The sequence below is a fragment of the Streptomonospora litoralis genome (assembly GCF_004323735.1).
GTDB classification, from domain to species: Bacteria; Actinomycetota; Actinomycetes; order Streptosporangiales; family Streptosporangiaceae; genus Streptomonospora; species Streptomonospora litoralis.
Genome location: NZ_CP036455.1, coordinates 274109 through 294094, shown reverse-complemented (window position 1 = coordinate 294094; position 19986 = coordinate 274109). Strand labels below are relative to the sequence as shown.

The 19986-nt window shown below is 70.5% G+C and carries 12 protein-coding genes; 8 read left to right on the top strand and 4 right to left on the bottom strand.

What is annotated here, in order from left to right:
• Positions 1-1232 precede the first annotated feature (1232 nt).
• Entirely contained in the window at positions 1233-1436 is a 204-nt protein-coding gene (locus EKD16_RS01350; protein WP_131096696.1) for a hypothetical protein, read from the top strand.
• Positions 1437-1595: 159 nt separating this feature from the next.
• On the opposite strand, the gene EKD16_RS01345 is transcribed toward EKD16_RS01350, so the two are convergent.
• Positions 1596-3752, bottom strand: coding sequence for a (Fe-S)-binding protein (locus tag EKD16_RS01345; protein ID WP_131096695.1), 2157 nt, complete (start codon positions 3750-3752; stop codon positions 1596-1598).
• Positions 3753-4336: 584 nt separating this feature from the next.
• Between EKD16_RS01345 and dnaK the strand changes: the two genes are divergently transcribed.
• From dnaK to clpB, 5 genes are all read left to right on the top strand, one after another.
• Complete coding sequence (dnaK, locus tag EKD16_RS01340) at positions 4337-6187, top strand: molecular chaperone DnaK (RefSeq protein ID WP_131096694.1); 1851 nt, start codon at positions 4337-4339, stop codon at positions 6185-6187.
• A gap of 34 nt (positions 6188-6221) precedes the next feature.
• Positions 6222-6974 (top strand): nucleotide exchange factor GrpE, encoded by a 753-nt coding sequence (gene grpE, locus EKD16_RS01335; RefSeq protein WP_131096693.1) that lies wholly within the window; start codon positions 6222-6224, stop codon positions 6972-6974.
• 131 nt (positions 6975-7105) lie between these two features.
• Positions 7106-8260, top strand: coding sequence for a molecular chaperone DnaJ (dnaJ, locus tag EKD16_RS01330; RefSeq protein WP_131096692.1), 1155 nt, complete (start codon positions 7106-7108; stop codon positions 8258-8260).
• Between the two features lie 5 nt (positions 8261-8265).
• Entirely contained in the window at positions 8266-8691 is a 426-nt protein-coding gene (locus EKD16_RS01325) for a heat shock protein transcriptional repressor HspR (RefSeq protein WP_131096691.1), read from the top strand.
• A 177-nt stretch (positions 8692-8868) separates the two neighbouring features.
• Positions 8869-11484, top strand: coding sequence for an ATP-dependent chaperone ClpB (gene clpB / locus EKD16_RS01320; RefSeq protein ID WP_131096690.1), 2616 nt, complete (start codon positions 8869-8871; stop codon positions 11482-11484).
• 139 nt (positions 11485-11623) lie between these two features.
• Here clpB and EKD16_RS01315 read toward each other — a convergent pair whose 3' ends face one another.
• A complete protein-coding gene (locus EKD16_RS01315) occupies positions 11624-11833 on the bottom strand; it encodes a DUF6458 family protein (RefSeq protein ID WP_131096689.1) in 210 nt (69 codons plus the stop codon).
• Positions 11834-12074: 241 nt separating this feature from the next.
• On the opposite strand from EKD16_RS01315, the gene EKD16_RS01310 reads away from it, so the two are divergent.
• On the top strand, positions 12075-12497 hold the full coding sequence (locus EKD16_RS01310; protein WP_131096688.1) for a hypothetical protein: 423 nt from the start codon (positions 12075-12077) through the stop codon (positions 12495-12497).
• A 5-nt stretch (positions 12498-12502) separates the two neighbouring features.
• Positions 12503-12763, top strand: a complete 261-nt coding sequence (locus EKD16_RS01305) for a hypothetical protein (RefSeq protein WP_131096687.1) — start codon at positions 12503-12505, stop codon at positions 12761-12763.
• Between the two features lie 116 nt (positions 12764-12879).
• Here the strand turns inward: EKD16_RS01305 and EKD16_RS01300 are convergent, their stop codons facing one another.
• The gene (locus EKD16_RS01300; protein WP_131096686.1) at positions 12880-14703 is read right to left on the bottom strand and encodes an acyl-CoA dehydrogenase; all 1824 of its coding nucleotides are present in this window, start codon (positions 14701-14703) and stop codon (positions 12880-12882) included.
• A gap of 218 nt (positions 14704-14921) precedes the next feature.
• Entirely contained in the window at positions 14922-19982 is a 5061-nt protein-coding gene (locus EKD16_RS01295) for a DNA repair ATPase (protein ID WP_131096685.1), read from the bottom strand.
• Positions 19983-19986 lie beyond the last annotated feature (4 nt).

Here is a 19986-nt window from a genome sequence, read left to right as displayed (position 1 = left end):
GAATCCGCTACGCGGACTTGCCCTGGTGGGGCGGCGGGCTGATCGACGGGGAGCAGCGGGCACCGGGGGCCGGTGGCGGCCGGGCCCGCTGGTCGGGGGGAACGGGAACCGCCGGTGGCGGTGCGTGGGGAGGGGCGCTCCAATCGGCTGGGCGGCTTTGTCGTGGGCCTTGCCGTTGGCCTTGTGGTCGGCTTTGTCGGCCTGCCGGGTGCCGGGCGGACTCGAAGGGAACGCGGCAGCGGGAACAGCGGATGGCCGGGCCCGCGTTCGCCGGGCCGGGTGCCCGCCGGTGTCGGCGGCCGGCGAGGCGGCTCCGGTCTGCTGTGCGGCCTTGATGGTCTGCCGGGTAGCGGGTGGTCTATCGGAAAGGCGGCGGCAACGATGGCAGCGGGGCCGGACCCGCGATCACCGGTCCGGATGTCCGCCGGTCGAGCACCCGACGGGGCGGCCCGGGGCCGCTGGGTGGCCTTGATGGTCTGCCGGGTAGCGGGTGGTCTCGCTGGGAAGCGGCGAGGGCGGCGGTGGGAGGGGCCTGCGGTTACCGGGTCGGGTGCCCGCCGGTGCCGGCGCGCGGCGGGGCAGTTGGCGGGGGCCATGCGGCCGGATCATGACCACGAGTTGCACGTACGTGCGGTGGCATCGGCTTCGGTGTCGCCCCGAGGTGCCATCCCCGCACCGGTCCCGGCAGGGGACACGGCGGTACCCAGCCGACCTACCGGCGCCGGTAGGTCCCCTATGCCGGTTCATCCGGCGATGATCGCGAACTTATGGCCGCGGAATACGCTTTCCTGCGACCATAAGTTCGCGATAGACGGGTCAAGCCGCGCCGAGTTTACGGCGGCCGAACGCCGCCCCCGCCGGGCGCGCCACCGGCGAGCACCCGACCCGGCAACCGCAGGGCCCCACCCGGCGCTGTCCTCGGTGCCCGTCGTTCCCCGCCAGGCGACCCGCTTCCCGGCAGACCGGCGTTCTTAACCACGGCCTAGTTCTGTCGGCGCGCAGTGACCCTGCGTGCATACCGCCGGATGACTACTCGAACGTGGTTCTGAGAATGACCCGTCTGGGTCATGCGGCGGCGGGCTACCCGGACGTAGCCTTAAGAGTGCGGGATGTCTCCGGCGGGATCCCACGTTGGTCGGCTTCCGACCCGGGGATACGTGAGGCCGCCTCCCGCGTTCTCGAGTCCTGGGCGGTTCGCGCCCCCGCGGTGCTGTCGATGGAGGTGGGCGCGCATGGATCCCGACGTGCGCCTCCACGACCACGTGGCCATGGCGGAGATCGAGCTCTACGCCGAACTACTCATCGCCGTCGCCGGGTCGGACCGGCGGCTCACCTACGAGGAGATCGACATCGTCCTGGGTGTGCACCCGCCCGTGCCCGAGCAGGCGCGCCGCCGACTGGGCGGCCGCGCCGCGCGTCCGCACCACGCGGGCTGAGCCTGCGGCCCGCGTGTACGGGCCGGCCGGCGCGGCAGGGCCGCACCCCGAGAGGCGGTCTTCCCGGGGCGCGGCCCTGCGGCGCCGGTGCACCGGCGGAGGCCGTCCGAAGGGCGGCAACCCGGCCTGCCTGCGGACAACCTCCGCCGCTCCCGGCCGCTAAGCCTTCTCCGCCTGCTCCTGCGCCGGGGCGGCGTCGGCCTTGACCGAGCGCAGCAGCAGCTGGGAGACGTCCACGACCTCCAGCGACTCCTTGGCCTCGCCCTGCGACTTCTTCTCGTTGATGGCGTCGCCCAGCATCACCTGGCAGAACGGGCAGGCGGTCGAGACCGTGTCGGGGTCGGTGGTCAGCGCCTCGTCGACCCGCTCGGTGTTGATGCGCTTGCCGATGCGCTCCTCCATCCACATGCGCGCGCCGCCCGCGCCGCAGCAGAAGCCGCGCTCCTTGTGCCGGTGCATCTCCTTGGTGGTGATGCCGGGAACCTGCGCCATGATCTCCCGCGGCGGCGTGTAGACCTTGTTGTGCCGCCCCAGGAAGCAGGGGTCGTGGTAGGTGATGTTCTCCTCGATCGGCTGGACCGGGGTGAGGCGGCCCTCCTCCACCAGCTTGGCCAGCAGCTGGCTGTGGTGGACGACGTCGTACTCGCCGCCCAGCTGCGGGTACTCGTTGCCCAGGGTGTTGAAGCAGTGCGGGCAGCTGGCCACGATCTTGGTGACGCCGGCCTCGTTGAGCGTCTCGACGTTCTGCTGGGCGAGCATCTGGAACACGTACTCCATGCCCAGCCGCCGCGCGGGGTCGCCTGTGCACGCCTCCATGCCGCCCAGGACCGCGAACTTCACCCCGGCCATGTGCAGCAGCTCGGCGATGGCCTTGGTGGTCTTCTTCGCACGGTCCTCCAGCGCACCGGCGCAGCCCACCCAGAACAGGTACTCGGTGCCTTCGGGCAGGGTGTCCTCGACCACCGGGACGTCGAAGTCCAACTCGGCCATCCAGTCCATGCGCCGGTCCTCGGCCATGCCCCACGGGTTGCCCTTGTTCTCCAGGTTCTTCAGCAGGGTGTTGGCCTCGGAGGGGAAGCTGGACTCGATCATCACCTGGTAGCGGCGCATGTCCATGATGTGGTCGATGTGCTCGATGTCGACCGGGCACTGCTCGACGCAGGCGCCGCAGTTGGTGCAGGACCACAGGACGTCGGGGTGGATGATGCCGCCCTCCTCCTCGGTGCCCACCAGGGGCTTGCCGAGCAGGGAGAGCACGTCGTCGTGGATGTCGGGTGTCTCCTCGGTGACTCCCTGCATCAGGTAGGGCGCCTTGGCGTAGGCGTGGTCGCGCAGGTCGGTGACGAGCTTCTTCGGCGAGAGCGGCTTGCCGGTGTTCCAGGCCGGGCACTGCGACTGGCAGCGGCCGCACTCGGTGCAGGTGGTGAAGTCGAGCAGGCCCTTCCAGGTGAAGTCCTCGACCTTGCCGACGCCGAAGGGGTCCTCGTCGGGGTCGGCCTCCTCGAAGTCCAGCGGCTTCTTGCCGGTCGCGTCCATCATCGGCTTGGCCGCGCCCAGCGCCGGAGCGCCCTCGGGGTCGCGCTTGAAGTAGATGTTGAACGGCGCGGTGAAGCGGTGCCAGCCGATGCCCATGGTCAGCACCACGGCCAGGACCATGAAGAACATCCAGGAGATGATCAGCTTGAAGGCGGCGACCAGGGCGAGAGCCGGCTCGCTGGGCGGCAGGACCTCGCCCAGCGCGTGCGAGATCGGCGTGGCCCACACGGGGAAGGGGAAGTCGCCCATGGCGACCTTGAAGCCGCGGATCACGAAGATGGCGACCAGCAGCGCGACGATGTAGGCCTCGACGTAGTAGGCCGTCCAGTGCACCGAGTTGGCGAAGCGGGAGTCGCGCCCGAGGCGGCGGGGGCCCTTGATCTGGCGGTAGGCGGCCAGGCCCAGGATGGCGATCAGCCCGAGCCCGGCGATGAGCTCGATGAACAGCCCGTAGACCGTCCAGTCGTGGATGATCGGCAGGTGGAAGTGCGGGTCCCACACCTCGCCGTGCGCCTCGGCGACGGTAAACACCAGCAGCGGGAAGGACACCATCACGAACCAGTGGGCCACCCCCACCCACGGCCGCTTGAGCATCCGGTTGTGCCCGAGCACCTCGATCAACGTGGTCGTCAGTCGCCTGCCGAAGGGACCGGTGCGCCCGCTCTCGGCCGGCTGGCCCAGACGGATCGTCTGCACCATCCGGCGGATGCCGAACGCCCACATGGCGACCCCGACCACGGCGAAGAGGGTCGTGATGATCCCCAGAACGATGTAGAGCATCGCCCGCGGCCTCCCATCCTGCTGTCGTTCCCCGATGCGCCACACATCGGAGGCCCACCAAATGTTACTAGCCAGTAATGCCTGGTGGGTCCGCCGCCCCTGGTACGGCGCCGCCGAAGCCGCGGCCTCCCACGTTAGAAGACGGGCCGGCCGCCCGAATCGGCGGGACCACCTGCCCTTGTCCACTCCCCGACCGGCGGCGGCACGCTCCCGCGACCATCATCACCCGCCGGGCGTGCGCACCTGCCCCCGGGCGCGCCCCCGCGCGCACGCACCGGCGACTGCACGGTCCCGCGCACCCGGCGCACGCGCGGCCCCGCCCACTCCCGCGCACGGCGCACCCGCACCGCGGTGCGCACCCTGAGCCGCCGCCGGACCTTGCCCTGACCGAGCCCTGAGATCCCCCTGGAGGACCCCGGAAACACCGGGAGCGGCCGTCCGCGGCGGGAACAAACGCCGTGGTCCGGCCGTTGGTAGAGGCGGAGAAAGGCATTGAGCCGCGGCGACTCAAGTGATTTGACAGCATACGAGCCGCGAAGCAAACTTGTGCCTGTAAGACTCAACTCTGACGGAGGAACGTACTCATGGCACGTGCGGTCGGTATCGACCTGGGGACGACGAACTCGGTCGTCTCGGTCCTGGAGGGCGGCGAGCCCACGGTCATCGCCAACGCCGAAGGCGCCCGGACCACTCCGTCCGTCGTTGCCTTCGCCAAGAACGGCGAGGTGCTGATGGGCGAGGTCGCCAAGCGCCAGGCGGTAACCAACGTCGACCGGACCATCCGCTCGGTGAAGCGCCACATCGGCACCGACTGGAAGACCGAGATCGACGACAAGGAGTTCAACTCCCAGCAGATCAGCGCGTTCGTGCTGCAGAAGCTCAAGCGCGACGCCGAGGCATACCTGGGCGAAGAGGTCACCGACGCCGTCATCACCGTGCCGGCCTACTTCTCCGACGCCCAGCGCCAGTCCACCAAGGAAGCCGGCACGATCGCGGGCCTGAACGTCCTGCGCATCATCAACGAGCCCACCTCCGCGGCGCTGGCCTACCACCTGGAGAAGGAGGACGAGGCCACCATCCTGGTCTACGACCTCGGTGGCGGCACCTTCGACGTCTCCCTGCTGGAGGTCGGCGACGGCGTTGTCGAGGTGAAGGCCACCAACGGCGACAACCACCTCGGCGGCGACGACTGGGACCAGGCGATCGTCGACTGGATGGTCGAGCGCTTCAAGAACAACAACGGCGTCGACCTGTCCAAGGACAAGATGGCGCTGCAGCGCCTGCGCGAGGCGGCGGAGAAGGCCAAGATCGAGGTGTCCAGCTCCAGCGAGTCGGCCATCAACCTGCCTTACATCACCGCCTCCTCCGAGGGCCCGCTGCACCTCGACGAGAAGCTGACCCGCGCGGAGTTCCAGCGGCTGACCTCCGACCTGCTGGACCGCACCAAGCAGCCCTTCCACCAGGTCATCAAGGACGCCGGCATCAGCGTCGACAAGATCGACCACGTGGTGATGGTCGGCGGCTCCACCCGCATGCCCGCGGTCGTGGAACTTGTCAAGGAGCTGACCGGCGGCAAGGAGCCCAACAAGGGTGTCAACCCCGACGAGGTCGTGGCCATCGGCGCCGCGCTGCAGGGCGGTGTGCTCAAGGGCGAGGTGAAGGACGTCCTGCTGCTGGACGTCACCCCGCTGTCGCTGGGTATCGAGACCAAGGGCGGCGTGTTCACCAAGCTGATCGAGAAGAACACGACCATCCCGACCAAGCGCTCGGAGATCTTCACCACCGCCGACGACAACCAGCCCTCGGTGCAGATCCAGGTCTACCAGGGCGAGCGCGAGATCGCGCAGTACAACAAGAAGCTCGGCGTCTTCGACCTGACCGGTCTGCCGCCGGCGCCGCGCGGCGTGCCCCAGGTCGAGGTGACCTTCGACATCGACGCCAACGGCATCGTGAACGTGACCGCCAAGGACATGGGCACGGGCAAGGAGCAGTCGGTCACCATCTCCGGCGGCTCGGCCATGAGCCAGGACGAGATCGACAAGATGGTCCGCGAGGCCGAGCAGTACGCCGAGGAGGACCGCAAGCGCCGCGAAGAGGCCGAGGTCCGCAACAACGCGGAGTCGCTGGTCCACCAGACCGAGAAGGTCATCAAGGACAACGAGGAGCAGATCCCGGCCGACGTCAAGTCCGAGACCGAGTCCGCCGTCGGCGAGCTGAAGCAGGCCCTGGAGGGCACCGACATCGAGGTGATCCGCCAGGCGAGCGAGAAGGTTGCGCTGGCCAGCCAGAAGATCGGCTCCTCCATCTACGGCCAGGGCGAGCAGGGCGCCGGCGCCGAGGACGCCGCGTCCGGCGAGCAGGCGCAGAACGACGACAACGACGTCGTGGACGCCGAGATCGTCGACGAGGAGAACAAGAAGGACGGCAACGCCTGATCGGCCGAGAGGCAAGTCAAGGGAGGCGCAGCCAATGGCGCTGCCGGAGAACGAAAACGGCGAGGAGCAGCAGGGACCGGTGGTCCGCGACAGGCGTCGCATAGACCCCGAGACCGGCGAGCTCCGCACGCCCGAGGGAGCCGCGGGCGCCGAGGGCGTCGCTCCCGACTCCCCTGAGGCCGACGTCGAGGTCGTCGAGGAGGAGGAGCCCGTCGTCGTCGACGGTGCAGCCGAGGAAGGCGAGCTCCTCAAGGCCCGCGAGCACGTCGTGGAGCTGACCAACGACCTCAAGCGGATCCAGGCGGAGTACGCCAACTACCGCAAGCGCGTCGAGCGCGACCGCGTGGCCGTGCGCGAGCAGGCCATGGCCCAGGTGGTCGGCGAACTCCTGCCGATCATCGACGACATCGGCCGGGCGCGGGAGCACGACGAGCTCACCGGCGGTTTCAAGTCCGTCGGCGAGTCCCTGGAGGCGCTGGTCACCAAGTTGGGGCTGAAGAAGTACGGCGAGCAGGGCGACGAGTTCGACCCGAACGTCCACGAGGCCCTGACCATGGTCCCCTCGCCCGACGCCACGGTGCCCACGGTCATCGAGGTCTTCCAGCCCGGTTACACCATCGGCGAGCGCGTTCTGCGCCCCGCACGCGTGGTGGTCGCGGGTCCTGGGGACGATGCCGCTGAGGCCGCGGAATCCGCCGAATCGCAACCGGGGGCGGACGAGCCGGGCGCCTCGACCGAGGAGCCCGGTCCCGACCAGCCCGGCGGGACCGGTGGCGACAACCAGTGAACCGCCGAGCCCCGGGCGCCCGAGCGGCGCCCGGGGCGCTCGGACACCGGACGGCCCGCCGCGGCGGGCCTCGGGGGCCGGTGCCCGGGACCATTCGACCCAGAGCGCGAAGCGGGAGAAGGCAGACGTCGATGAGCACCAAGGACTACCTGGAGAAGGACTACTACAAGGTCCTCGGAGTCTCAAAGACCGCCTCGCAGGACGAGATCAAGCAGTCCTATCGCAAGCTCGCGCGTGAGAACCACCCCGACGCCAACACCGGCGACCCCCAGGCCGAGGAGCGCTTCAAGGAGATCTCCGAGGCTTACAACGTGCTCAGCGACGAGAAGCGGCGCAAGGAGTACGACGACGCCCGGTCCCTCTTCGGCGGCTCCTACCGGCCCGGCGGAAACACCGGTGCGGGCGGCTTCGACCTGGGCGACCTGTTCGGCCAGGGGGGCGGCCAGCCCGGCGGGGGCGGCGAGCGGCTGAGCGACCTGTTCGGCGGGCTGTTCGGCGGCCGCGGCCGGACCACGACCCAGCCCCGGCGCGGGTCCGACGTCGAGACCGAGACACGGCTGTCCTTCGCCGAGGCGGCCACCGGTCTCACCCGGTCGTTCCAGCTCAGCAGCGACGCCGCGTGCGGCACCTGCAAGGGCACCGGCGCCAAGGCCGGCACGGCGCCGCGGGTGTGCCCGAGGTGCTCGGGCACCGGGCACGAGAACCAGAATCTGGGCGGATTCTCGCTGTCGGAGCCCTGCAGCGAGTGCAAGGGGCGCGGGCTCGTCGTCGACGACCCCTGCCCCACCTGCAACGGCAGCGGGCGCGGCAAGAGCACCCGCACCATCCAGGCGCGGATCCCCGCGGGCGTCTCCGACGGCCAGCGGATCCGGCTCAAGGGCAAAGGAGCGCCGGGCGAACACGGTGGACCGGCCGGAGACCTCTATGTGGTGGTACATGTGCAGCCGCACCCCGTGTTCGGCAAGTCCGGCGACAACCTGACGATCAACGTCCCGGTGACCTTCCCCGAGGCCGTGCTCGGCGCCGATGTCCGGGTGCCGACGCTCAACGGTCTGCCGGTCACGGTCAAGATCCCGCCGGGAACCCCCAACGGGCGCACGTTCCGCGTCCGCGGCAAGGGAACCGCTCGGCGGGACGGCACGGCAGGCGACCTTCTGGTCACCGTCGAGGTGTCGGTGCCGCAGAGCCTCAGCGGCGACGCCCGCGAGGCACTGGAGAAGTTCCGCGCCGCGACCGCGGAGCAGGACCCGCGCAGCGGTCTGGAGACGCGCGCGAAGGGGATGTGAATGTCATGACCAATCCGGGGCTGGGCGACGACATCCCGGTCTATGTGATCTCGGTGGCCGCCGAGCTGTCCGGGCTGCATCCGCAGACGCTGCGCCAGTACGACCGGCTGGGCCTGGTCTCGCCGGGCCGGGCCTCCGGGCGCGGGCGGCGCTACTCCATGCGCGACATCCGGACGCTGCGTGAGGTGCAGCGGCTCTCCCAGGAGGAAGGCATCAACCTCGCCGGGATCAAGCGCATCCTGGAGTTGGAGGACGAGGTGGAAAAGCTGCACGAGCACGTGTTCCACCTGCGCAACGAGCTGGACGCGGCCCGTTCGGCAGTCGCGCGGCGCTCCTCCGCGGGCGAGAGCACAGGCGGCGAACTGCTGCCGGTGCGGCGCACCCGGCTGACGATCTTCAACACCTCTCCTCCGCCCGAGCCGGACCAGTAGCGAATTCCGCCGGGTCGTGCCGGCCGCCGCGGGCGGTCGGCGAGGGAGGCCCGTGCCCGACCGCGGAAGCAAACGGTGGGGCGGACCCGGCGGACTCCACCGGACGGCTTTCGCGCCGACACCACGGCACCTCTATGAAAACCGCATAGCGATCACGCGCGAAGGGGGCGGCGACGCATGAACTACAAACTCACCACCAAGAGCCAGGAAGCCGTGTCGACGGCGATGCGGCGGGCCACCACGGACGGCAACCCGCAGGTCGAGCCGGTGCACCTGCTCGCCGCCCTGCTGAACCAGGGCGAGGGGATCATCCGCCCGCTGCTCAAGGAGGTCGGCGCGTCCCCGGACGACCTCGCGGCCAAGACCGAGCAGGCCGTCGCCGGGCTGCCCGCGGCCGCCGGCAGCACCGTCGGCGCACCGCAGAGCGCCCGCCGGTTGATCGTCTCGCTGAACACCGCTGCCCAGCGCGCCCAGCAGATGGAGGACGAGTTCGTCTCCACCGAGCACCTGCTGGTGGGACTGGCCGCCGACGGCGGCGAGGCGGCGCGGCTCCTCAACGACGCCGGAGCCGCACCCGAGGCGCTGCTGGAGGCGTTCGAGCGGGTCCGCGGCCCGGGCAAGGTCACCACCCAGAACCCCGAGGAGACCTACCAGGCGCTGGAGAAGTACGGCGTCGACCTGACGGATCGGGCACGCTCGGGCGCGCTGGACCCGGTGATCGGCCGCGATTCCGAGATCCGCCGCGTGGTGCAGGTGCTCTCGCGGCGCACCAAGAACAACCCGGTGCTGATCGGCGAGCCCGGTGTCGGTAAGACCGCCGTTGTCGAGGGGTTGGCGCAGCGCGTCGTCGCCGGTGATGTCCCCGAGTCGCTGCGCGACAAGCGGCTGATCGCCCTGGACCTGTCGGCGATGGTGGCCGGCGCCAAGTACCGCGGTGAGTTCGAGGAGCGGCTCAAGGCCGTGCTGAACGAGATCAAGGACAGCGACGGCCGGATCATCACGTTCATCGACGAGCTGCACACCGTGGTCGGCGCCGGTGCCGCCGAGGGCGCCATGGACGCCGGCAACATGCTCAAGCCGATGCTGGCCCGCGGCGAGCTGCGCATGGTCGGCGCAACCACACTGGACGAGTACCGCGAGCGCATCGAGAAGGACCCCGCCCTGGAGCGCCGCTTCCAGCAGGTGGTGGTGGGTGAGCCGTCGGCCGCGGACACCATCGCCATCCTGCGCGGGCTCAAGGGCCGCTACGAGGCCCACCACAAGGTGCAGATCGCCGATTCGGCGCTGGTCGCCGCCGCCACACTGTCGGACCGCTACATCACCGCCCGGTTCCTGCCGGATAAGGCCATCGACCTCATCGACGAGTCGGCCTCGCGGCTGCGCATGGAGATCGACTCCCGCCCGGTGGAGCTGGACGAACTGCAGCGCACCGTGGACCGGCTGAAGATGGAGGAAATGGCGCTGGCCAAGGAGTCCGACGCGGCGTCCCTCCAGCGGCTGGAGCGGCTGCGCGCCGACCTCGCCGACCGCCAGGAGGAGCTCGACGGGCTGGTGGCCCGCTGGGAGCAGGAGAAGGCCGGGCTGAACCGGGTCGGCGAACTCAAGGAGCGGCTGGACGAGCTGCGGACCCAGGCGGACCGGGCGCAGCGCGACGGCGACTTCACCGAGGCGTCGCGGCTGATGTACGGCGAGATCCCGCAGCTGGAGAAGCAGCTGGAGGAGGCGTCCTCCGCCGAGGAGGAGGCCGACGAGACCGACGAGCCGACCATGGTCAAGGACGAGGTGGGCGCCGACGACGTCGCCGACGTGGTGTCGTCGTGGACCGGCATCCCGGTGGGCCGACTGATGGAGGGTGAGACCGCCAAGCTGCTGCGCATGGAGGAGGAGCTGGGCAGGCGCCTCATCGGCCAGGACCAGGCGGTGGCCGCGGTCTCCGACGCGGTGCGCCGCGCGCGTACCGGGATCTCCGACCCCGACCGCCCCACCGGCTCCTTCCTGTTCCTCGGCCCCACCGGCGTGGGCAAGACCGAGCTGGCCAAGGCGCTGGCGGAGTTCCTGTTCGACGACGAGCGGGCGATCGTGCGCGTCGACATGAGCGAGTACTCCGAGAAGCACTCGGTCTCGCGGCTGGTGGGCGCACCTCCCGGCTACGTCGGCTACGAGGAGGGCGGCCAGCTCACCGAGGCGGTGCGCCGCCGGCCCTACACGGTCGTCCTGCTGGACGAGGTGGAGAAGGCGCACATCGAGGTCTTCGACACGCTGCTGCAGGTGCTCGACGACGGCCGACTCACCGACGGCCAGGGGCGCAGCGTCGACTTCCGCAACACGCTGCTCATCATGACCTCCAACCTGGGGTCGCAGTTCCTCGTCGACACGGCGCTGGACGACCGACAGCGGCGGGAGAAGGTGATGTCGGTCGTGCGCAGCACCTTCAAGCCGGAGTTCCTGAACCGGCTGGACGACCTCATCGTCTTCGACACGCTGTCCACCGAGGAGCTGACCCGCATCGTCGACCTGCAGGTGGACCGGCTGGCCGCGCGGCTCGGCGAGCGGCGGCTCTCCCTCGACGTCACCTCGGCGGCGCGCGAGTGGCTCGCGCTGACCGGCTACGACCCGGTCTACGGCGCCCGGCCGCTGCGCCGGCTGGTGCAGGCGGCCATCGGCGACCCGCTGGCCAAGGCCATGCTGTCGGCCGAGCTGGTGGAGGGCGACACGGTGGTGGTCGACCGCGACGAGGGCGAGGACAGGCTCAGCGTCCGCTCCGCGGCGGTCCGGCAGCCCGCGTCGGCCTGACGCCCGTCCAGCCGCACGGCGGGAACGGCACATGACGACGGCGGCCCCGGCGGTTCCTGCGCCGGGGCCGTCGTCGTGTCCGCGGTCTCCCGGGTGCCGCGGCCGCCCTCCCGCAGGCGGGCGGCCGCGGCACCCGGGATCAGATCACGTCGCTGTCGTCCTGAACCGCCTGCCGGGTGCGGTCGCGGCGGACCACCATGAGGATGATGGTCAGCACGACCACCACCACCCCGGCCGCCATGAAGATCGTGCCTATGGCGTTCAGGTCCAGTCCGGCGATCTCGGCGGTGATGCCGAAACTCAGCACCGCCCCGATCACGAACAGAAAAATGCCGAGTCCGATACCCATTATTCGCTTCCTCCGCACCGCATACGTTGCGATCCCGTCCGCTACATCTACCCGTTCGACGCCCCGGCATCCCGGAAACGTCCACCCGGCCGCCGATCGGTCGGATCCGTCCCCCCAACGGCAGGCCCGGCGCACGGATGCACTCGGACACGCCCGAGGGCGACACCGGGCGGCGGGATTCGGTCCTGCGATTTGACGATTCACCGGACAGCAGCGCTAAGCATCGTTACTGTGACAGCTCGTGAGCGACATCCCGGACCTGCGAGACAACGTTCGCCACGAACTCCTTCATCGGGACGTGATTCTGCTACGCGGCGGGCCCGACTCCACGGCCAAACTGAGAACTCATGCCCTGCGTATGCAACGTGCCTTCACGCTTGACGGCACCTTCATCCTCGGGATCTCTGTGTTCGCCGCAGTAGACGACGTCGGCGCTTCGTCGCTCGACGGGCTCTTGGCGGGACGGCTTTCGACCTATCGTGACGTGCACATGACTCCCGCCGACGCGCTCGTGAGCGCAGGGTTCGATGTTCTGCCCACGTTCACCCGGCCGCATGCCACCGTGTTGGTGGGATCACTGGAGCGGATCGACAAACTGCTGGAGCTGTTGGGCCCACCTCGAACCAACACTCGATATGGTGAGACGAGGCGACGGAGAAGGTGACAGGGATGGTCTCAGTAGACATTGCCGCCGACCTCAACGCCGAGGACGAGACCGGATACGTGTGGACTTTTCTCGACGAGGCCCGTGATCCGTCGATCATCGTCGCCGGTGCCGTCGTCGTCGCCGGCGACGACGACGCCCCCGCCGTCGCGGTCGTGGTGGACGTCACGACCCATCCGAGCGGCAGCATGGTCCACTTGGACGTGCTGCCCGGTGCTCTTGAGCAGTACGTCGCTCTCGCCAGGCGGGTGGACACCGCGGCCTGAACCCTTTTGCCCCCGGCTGATCGGCGCAGACGCACAACGGCCCGGCGCGCAGGGATCGTGCGCACCGGGCCGGAAAGGCCGGGGCGGGGTCGCCGCCCCGGGGTACAGCGAAGCGGCTAGAACGCCGCCTCCGGGACCTCCATGAGGTCGAGGGTGGTGTTCTCCACGATCGCGCGCTCGCCCGCCAGGCGCGGCAGGACCTGGTCGGCGAAGAAGCTCGCGGCGGCGACCTTGCCGGTGTAGAAGTCGCGGTCGGCGTCGTCGGCTCCGTCGAGCGCGCCGAGGGCGACCTCTGACTGGCGCAGCAGCAGCCAGCCCAGCACCAGGTCGCCGGCGCTCATCAGCAGGCGGGTGGTGTTCAGCCCGACCTTGTAGAGCTCGTCGGTCTGCTCGGCGGAGCGCATCAGGTCGTTGACCATGGTCTCGACCATCTTCTCCACGTGTTCGGCGGCCTCGGCAAGGGCGGCCCGCTCCTTCTTGAGCCGTCCGTTGCCGGCCTCGCCCGCGGCGAACTCCTTGATCTCGCCGACGAGCCGGCCGAACGCCTCGCCGTTGTTCTTCACGATCTTGCGGAAGAAGAAGTCCTGCGCCTGGATCGCGGTGGTGCCCTCGTAGAGGGTGTCGATCTTGGCGTCGCGGATGTACTGCTCCAGCGGGTAGTCCTGCAGGTAGCCGGACCCGCCCAGCGTCTGCAGCGACTCGGCGAGCAGCGCGTAGGAGCGCTCGGAGCCCACGCCCTTGACGATGGGCAGCAGCAGGTCGTTGAGCGCGTCCGTGGCGCTGTGGTCGGCGCCCTCGTGCTCGGCGATCTGAACCGCGTCCTGCTGGCTTGCGGTGTAGATGACCAGCGCGCGCAGCCCCTCGGTGTACGCCTTCTGCGTCATCAGGCTGCGCCGGACGTCGGGGTGCTGGGTGATGGACACCCGCGGCGCGGTCTTGTCGGCCATCCGGGTCAGGTCGGCGCCCTGCTTGCGCTCCTTGGCGTACTCCAGCGCGTTGAGGTAGCCGGTGGAGAGCGTGGCGATGGCCTTGGTGCCCACCATCATCCGGGCGTGCTCGATGACCAGGAACATCTGCCGGATGCCGTCGTGCTTGTCGCCGACCAGGTAGCCGACGGCGGGGTGTTTGGCGCCGAACGTCAGCTCGCAGGTGGTGGACGCCTTCAGGCCCATCTTGTGCTCGACGTTGGTGACGTAGACGCCGTTGCGCTCGCCGGGCGAGCCGTCCTCGTTGATGAGGAACTTCGGTACCAGGAACAGCGAGAGGCCCTTGGTGCCGGGCTTGGCGCCCTCGGGGCGCGCCAGGACCAGGTGGAAGATGTTCTCGGTCATGTCCTGCTCGGCGGAGGTGATGAAGCGCTTCACCCCCTCGATGTGCCAGGTGCCGTCGCCCTGATCGGCGGCCTTGGTGCGCCCGGCGCCGACGTCGGAGCCCGCGTCGGGCTCGGTGAGCACCATGGTGGCGCCCCAGCCGCGGTCGATGGCCTGCTGGGCGATCCGCTTCTGGGTGTCGTTGCCTTCCTCGTAGAGCACCTTGGCGAAGCCCGGACCGGCCGCGTACATGTGCACAGCGGGGTTGGCGCCGAGGATCAGCTCGGCCGCGGCCCACGCGAGCGTGCGCGGCGCGTTGAGGCCGCCCAGCTCCGGGGGCAGGTCGAGGTTGTACCAGCCGGCGTCCATGTAGGCCCGGTAGGACTTCTTCAGGCTCTCGGGAAGGGTGGCGGCACCGGTGGCGGGGTCGAACACCGGCGGGTTGCGGTCGCCGTCCTCGAAGGACTCGGCGACCGCGCCGGTGGCGAGCCGGTTCACCTCGTCGAGGATGGTGCGGGCCGTGTCCTCGTCCAGCTCCTCGAACGGGCCGCTGCCCAGCACGTCCTGGCGCTTGAAGACCTCGAAGAGGTTGAACTCGAGGTCGCGGACATTGCTCTTGTAGTGCGTCATGGGCGCGCTCCGCTTGTCCGGGCCGCGGTGTGTGCACACGCGATCTACTGACTGGTAACAACATCATGTTACTACCCGGTAGTAGTGCTCGGCCAGCGGGCCCCGCTGTCGGCGGGTAGAGAGTCCCGTCACCCGGCGCCCGTCCCACCGCGATAGATGGCCCGCGGTTCGGCCGAACGTTCAGCCGAGCCGCGGGCCCTCGACGGGACGGCCCCGGTCTATCGGCCCTGTCCCGGATCCCGTGCGACGAACGCCCCCGCCGCCCGCTCGATGGCCTCCTCCACCGCGCCGACGCGGTCGGCCAGCAGGCCCACCGCACCCACGGCCCGGCTCATCGGGTCGTCGCCGTCGCCGCCGAGGGCCTTCGCGCGGCGGTAGGCGGCCTTGACCTGCTCCCAGCGCTCGGCCTGCTCGGCGGTGAGTGTGCCGCGAATTTCGGCCAGCTTGAGCAGGTTGGCCTCCGCGCCGGAGGTGAGGGTCTGGGCTTCGCCGAGGTAGTGGTCGTCGATTGCGGCCTCCAACTCGGTCTCGTTCATCACCGGGACGACTTTCTCGGCCAGCCGGTTCATGTTGCGGTAGGAGCCCTGCAGCCGGAACGGCGGCTCGGTGCGGGACTCGTCGGCCTGGGCCGCCGAGGCGATGTAGGTCTGGTTGGCGGCCAGCACCACCTGCTGGACGCGCACCAGTTTGGCCAGCACCGCCTGCACCTGCTCCAGCTCCACCCGCGAGTAGGGGTGGGACAGCTGGTCGGCGCGCACCGATTCGTCGCCCTTGGCCATGCGCACCAGCAGCTCGATGTCGCCGCGCTCGCGGGTGGACAGCGGCGCCAGCACCGGGTTGGACGTCAGTGCGTTCTCGATGTAGCTGAGCGCGAACAGCTCGTCGCGGCCGGAGAGGACGTCGCCGAGGTTGTAGACGTCGGCGCGGTTGGCCAGCATGTCGGGGACGCGGAACCGGCTGCCCTGCTCGGTGTAGGGGTTGCCTGCCATACAGACCGCGAACCGCTTGCCCCGCAGGTCGTAGGTGCGGGTGCGGCCCTCCCACACGCCCTCCATGCGCCGCTGGCCGTCGCACAGCGAGATGAACTTCTGCAGCAGCTCCGGGTCGGTGTGCTGAATGTCGTCCAGGTACAGCAGCGCGTTGCTACCCATCTCCAGGGCGAAGTTGATCTTCTCGACCTCCTGGCGGGCGGTGGCGTCCGGCGCTTCGGCGGGGTCCAGCGAAGTGACCGCGTGCCCCAGCGCGGGGCCGTCGACCTTGACGAACACCAGGCCGAGCCGGCTGGCGACGTACTCCATCAGCGTGGTCTTGCCGTAGCCGGGCGGTGAGATGAGCAGCAGCAGGCCGCTCTGGTCGGTGCGCTTGTCGTCGCCGGCCGCGCCGAGCTGCTTGGCGAGGTTGTCGCCGATCAGCGGCAGGTAGGCCTCGTCCAGCAGCCGGTTGCGCACGAACCCGCTCATCACCGAGGGGCGGTACTCCTCCAGCCGCAGGCGGGTGCGCTCGCGGGCGACCAGCTCGTGGCGGCGGCGCTGGTAGTCGCGGAAGGCCGGGACCTCCTCGGCGCGGAAGCGGCGCACCCGTGGCAGCACCTCGTCCAGCCGCAGCGTCATCCGGCGGCCGGAGACGCGCGGGTGCGCCCCCAGCAGACCGGTGACCTCGGTGCTCAGCGCCGCAGAGGATTCACGCCGGTTCACCGCGGTGCCGCACAGCTCGATCGCCGCCGCCTCGGCGAGGTCCCAGGCGTCGCCGGTGTGCTGCGCGTTCGCCAGATACGCCTCCAGCCACGCCGTCACCAGCTGGTGGCGGGCGGCCAGGTCGGTGCCCAGCGAACGGACGTCGCGCTCGAAGTCCTGACGCGACGCCGCGGCGCCGCCGCCGAGTGCGCGGCCGAAGCGGTCCAGCAGCGTGCGGGCTCCGGCGGCGGTGACGAACGCGCCGCCCTGGGCCAGCTCCTCGAACAGGTACTCCCCCGCCATGCCGGTACCGCCGTCCGGCTGCGGCACGCCTGTTTCGGCCGCGAACCCGGTGACGGCGGCGTCCAGCTCGGCGCACAGCGCGCCGATCGCCGGTGAGCGATGCCCGCCGAAGGCGTCGCGGGCGCGCGCGAGCGAGGCGGCCCGGGTGGCCCAGGCGGACTTGGCGTCCTCGGCTGCGCCGAAGGCCCAGTACAGCTGGGCCGCGGCGCGGTCCGGACCGGGATAGCGCAGCAACCCGGCACCGGTGTGCAGACGCAGCAGCGCAGCGAGCAGCTGCGCGGCGTCGTGGTCGTGGACTCCGCGTTCGTACCCCTCGTCGTAGCGCTCCTCGGCGGCCGAGCGCACGATGGGCAGCAGTCCGGCTCCGGGGTCGTCCCCGCCCTCGGCGGCCGCCCGGTCGAGCTCGGCGAGTGACGGCACCGGGCCCGCGCCGACCCCTGCGTCGGCCAGGATCGACACCGCCAGGTACTCGGCGCGGTAGACCTCGGGGCTCTCCGAGACCAGCGAGCGCTCCCAAAGCGGGCGGGTGGCCAGGAAGTCGGGATCGGTCACCGGCAGCCGGAAGTCGGTGCCGGTGATGCTCAGCGACATCGCTCCGTCGCCAGGCACCAGGGTCAGATCCAAGGGCTGGGTGTTGACGGCGAAGCGGTGCCGCCCCAGTCGGATGGTGTCGCCGCCGCCGTCGTAGAGGTCGGCGCGGTCACGCAGGGCCCGGCCGGCCTCCTGGCGGGCGGCCTTGAGCCGCCCCTCCAGCTCCTCGGCGCGCACCGTGTCACCGAGGCCGCGCAGCTCCTCGGCACTGGAGCGGAGCTTGGCCACCATCGGGTCGGAGGCGAAGTAGGTGTTGACCTCGTCCGCGGAGTCCAGCCCGGCGACGCGGCGCGTGACGGTGGACAGCACCCGCTCCGCCGACTCCACCAGCCGGTCGGCGCGGCGCGCGCGTTCGTCCAGCAGCGCCTGCTTGCGCGCGGAGAACGCCTCGTAGACGTCGTCCCGCTTGGCGGAGAGCTCCTCCAGGAAGCCGTCGAACTCCGCGAAGCGCGACTCCAGGTTCTCCATCTGCAGCATCAGCCGGCCGAGCTGCTCGTCGCAGCGGTCGGGGCTGTCGGCCGCCGCCAGCGCGCCGGTGACCGCCTGCCCCAGCAGAGCGAACTCCGCGGCGAACTCCGCCCGCCCCTCGGAGTCCAGCAGCTCGCCGCGGCGCGCCTCCAGCGTGGCGCGCGCCCGGTTCACACCGCCCAGCACCTCGCCGATGCGCTCCAGGATGGCGGTGCGCACCCGGGCGTCGGCGATCTCCAGGGAGCCGACGACCTCGGTGACGATCTCCAGCCCCTCGGTCTGCTCGGCGATGCGGGCCGCCACCGGTTCGGCTTCGGCCACCGCGCCGATGGCCTCGGCGTCGGCGACGAGCCGGTCCACTTCGGTGTGGTAGGCGCTGAACGCGTCCTCGCCCTGCAGGAACTCGACTGCGCGCCGGCCCGCCGAGTCCAGCTCGTCGGCGAGCGAGGAGTCCAACCCGTCGACGCGGCCGGTGTCGACGTAGCGCATCTCGCGCAGCGTGACCAGGTGCCCCTGGGCGCGGCGCAGCTCGGTCAGCCGGCCCACCCAGCCTTCGGCGGTGCGCGGCGTCTCGCCGCGCGAGCGCCGCACCAGCGAGGCCACCTGTTCCGCGGCCTCCTGCACGGCCCTCTCGGCCTGGCCGGTGAGCGCCTGCACCTTCTCGAACTCGTCGAGGACCTGTTCGGCGGTGCCGCGGACCTCCGTGAGCGGACCGTGGAGGTCGCCCAGCTCGGTGTCGTCCAGCCAGGGGTAGTGGTCGAACACCCGCTTGCAGTTGGCGATCAGCGCCTCGAAGACCGGCGTCGACGGCGTCATCTCCTCGACCATGCGCGCCACCGACAGGCAGTCGGACACCCCGCGCACGAGTTCGGCGTTGCCCACCCGCTCCAGCGGGCCGGTGCCCGTCGGCTGGGCCGCGGCGTACTCGTCGGAGACGTAGGGCGTCTGCCACACCTGCATGGGGTGCACCCGGGTGGGCTCCTCGGAGGCCGCCCGGAATACCACCAGGGTGCCGTCGTCGAACAGCGAGTAGCCGTGGCAGGGGATCGGGGCGGCGACCTCCTTGCGGATGACGTTGTAGGGCAGCAGCAGGCTGCGGCCCTCCTTGCGGGCGTGGAAGACGTAAAGCACGTCCTCGCCGTTGGGCGAGCGCACGACCTTCTCGAACTCCAGGTCGTCCAGCTTCGCGTCGAAGGTCTTCGCCGTGCCCGTGGCCAGGTAGTAGCCGCCGGGGAAGATGACGCCCTGGTCCTCGGGCAGGAGCCGGCACGCCTGGCCGATGCCGTCGAGCCGCACCACGTCCTTGGTTCGGCTGTTGAAGACCAGGTAGCGGGCCGCTGACTCGTTGTAGGGCAGCACGCGCAGCAGGACGAGCGCACCGATGCGGGCGTAGGACACCTCCGCGTCGGCCAGGCTCTGCAGCGGCTCGTCGACGGGTTCGCTGTAGACGCCCTCGCCCACCTCGGTGTTGTTCTCGATCTTGACGGTGAGGGTGCCGCCCACGGTCTCGACGAACAGCTCGTTCAGCACCGAGATGTGCGGGTGGCGGCCCTGCACGTGGTCGTCGCGGGTCGTGGGCGTCCACTCGAAGTCGTAAGGCGGCGGGAACACGTGGTCACGCTGGCCCCGGTTGTCCAGGTAGGAGACGGCGCCGTCGGCGCTCACCTTCCAGCGCAGCACCCGCACGTCCTCAGTGCGGGGGCCGGTCTGGAAGACGGCGAGCAGCTTCTCCTCCACTCGCCGCAACTGCATCAGCCGGGTCTCGCGGTAGTAGCGGTACAGCTCGCCGAAGTCGCGCTGGAACTGCGGCGCCGACAGCAGGTCGGGCAGCCGCGCGAAGTCGGCGTCGTCGAAGCGGAACGCGCCGGAGGTCTCCTCGGTGCCGCGCACGAAGGTGTGCAGCGAGAACACGTCGCCTACGGCGGTCTCGGGTTTGAGCCCGATGTAGACGTTGTAGCCGAACAGCATGTACCCGTCGACCGAGACGATGTCGCGCGGTACGCAGTTGTTTTCGGTGCGGATCCGTGCGGTGCCGACCAGGGACAGCTCGTTGCCGCCGAAGACCTCGACGCGGCGGCTGTTCAGCGCCTCGGCGCGCCGGGCCAGCTCTTGGGCCCGGTCGGCCAGGCGCGACCGCAGCACGTCGTAGGTTCCGGCGTCGAGCGCGCTTCCGGGCGACGCCTGGGCGGGGTCCGGGGAGGGGTCCGCCTCGGCGGCGGACCCCTCGGTCGCGACGTCGGTCACCGGC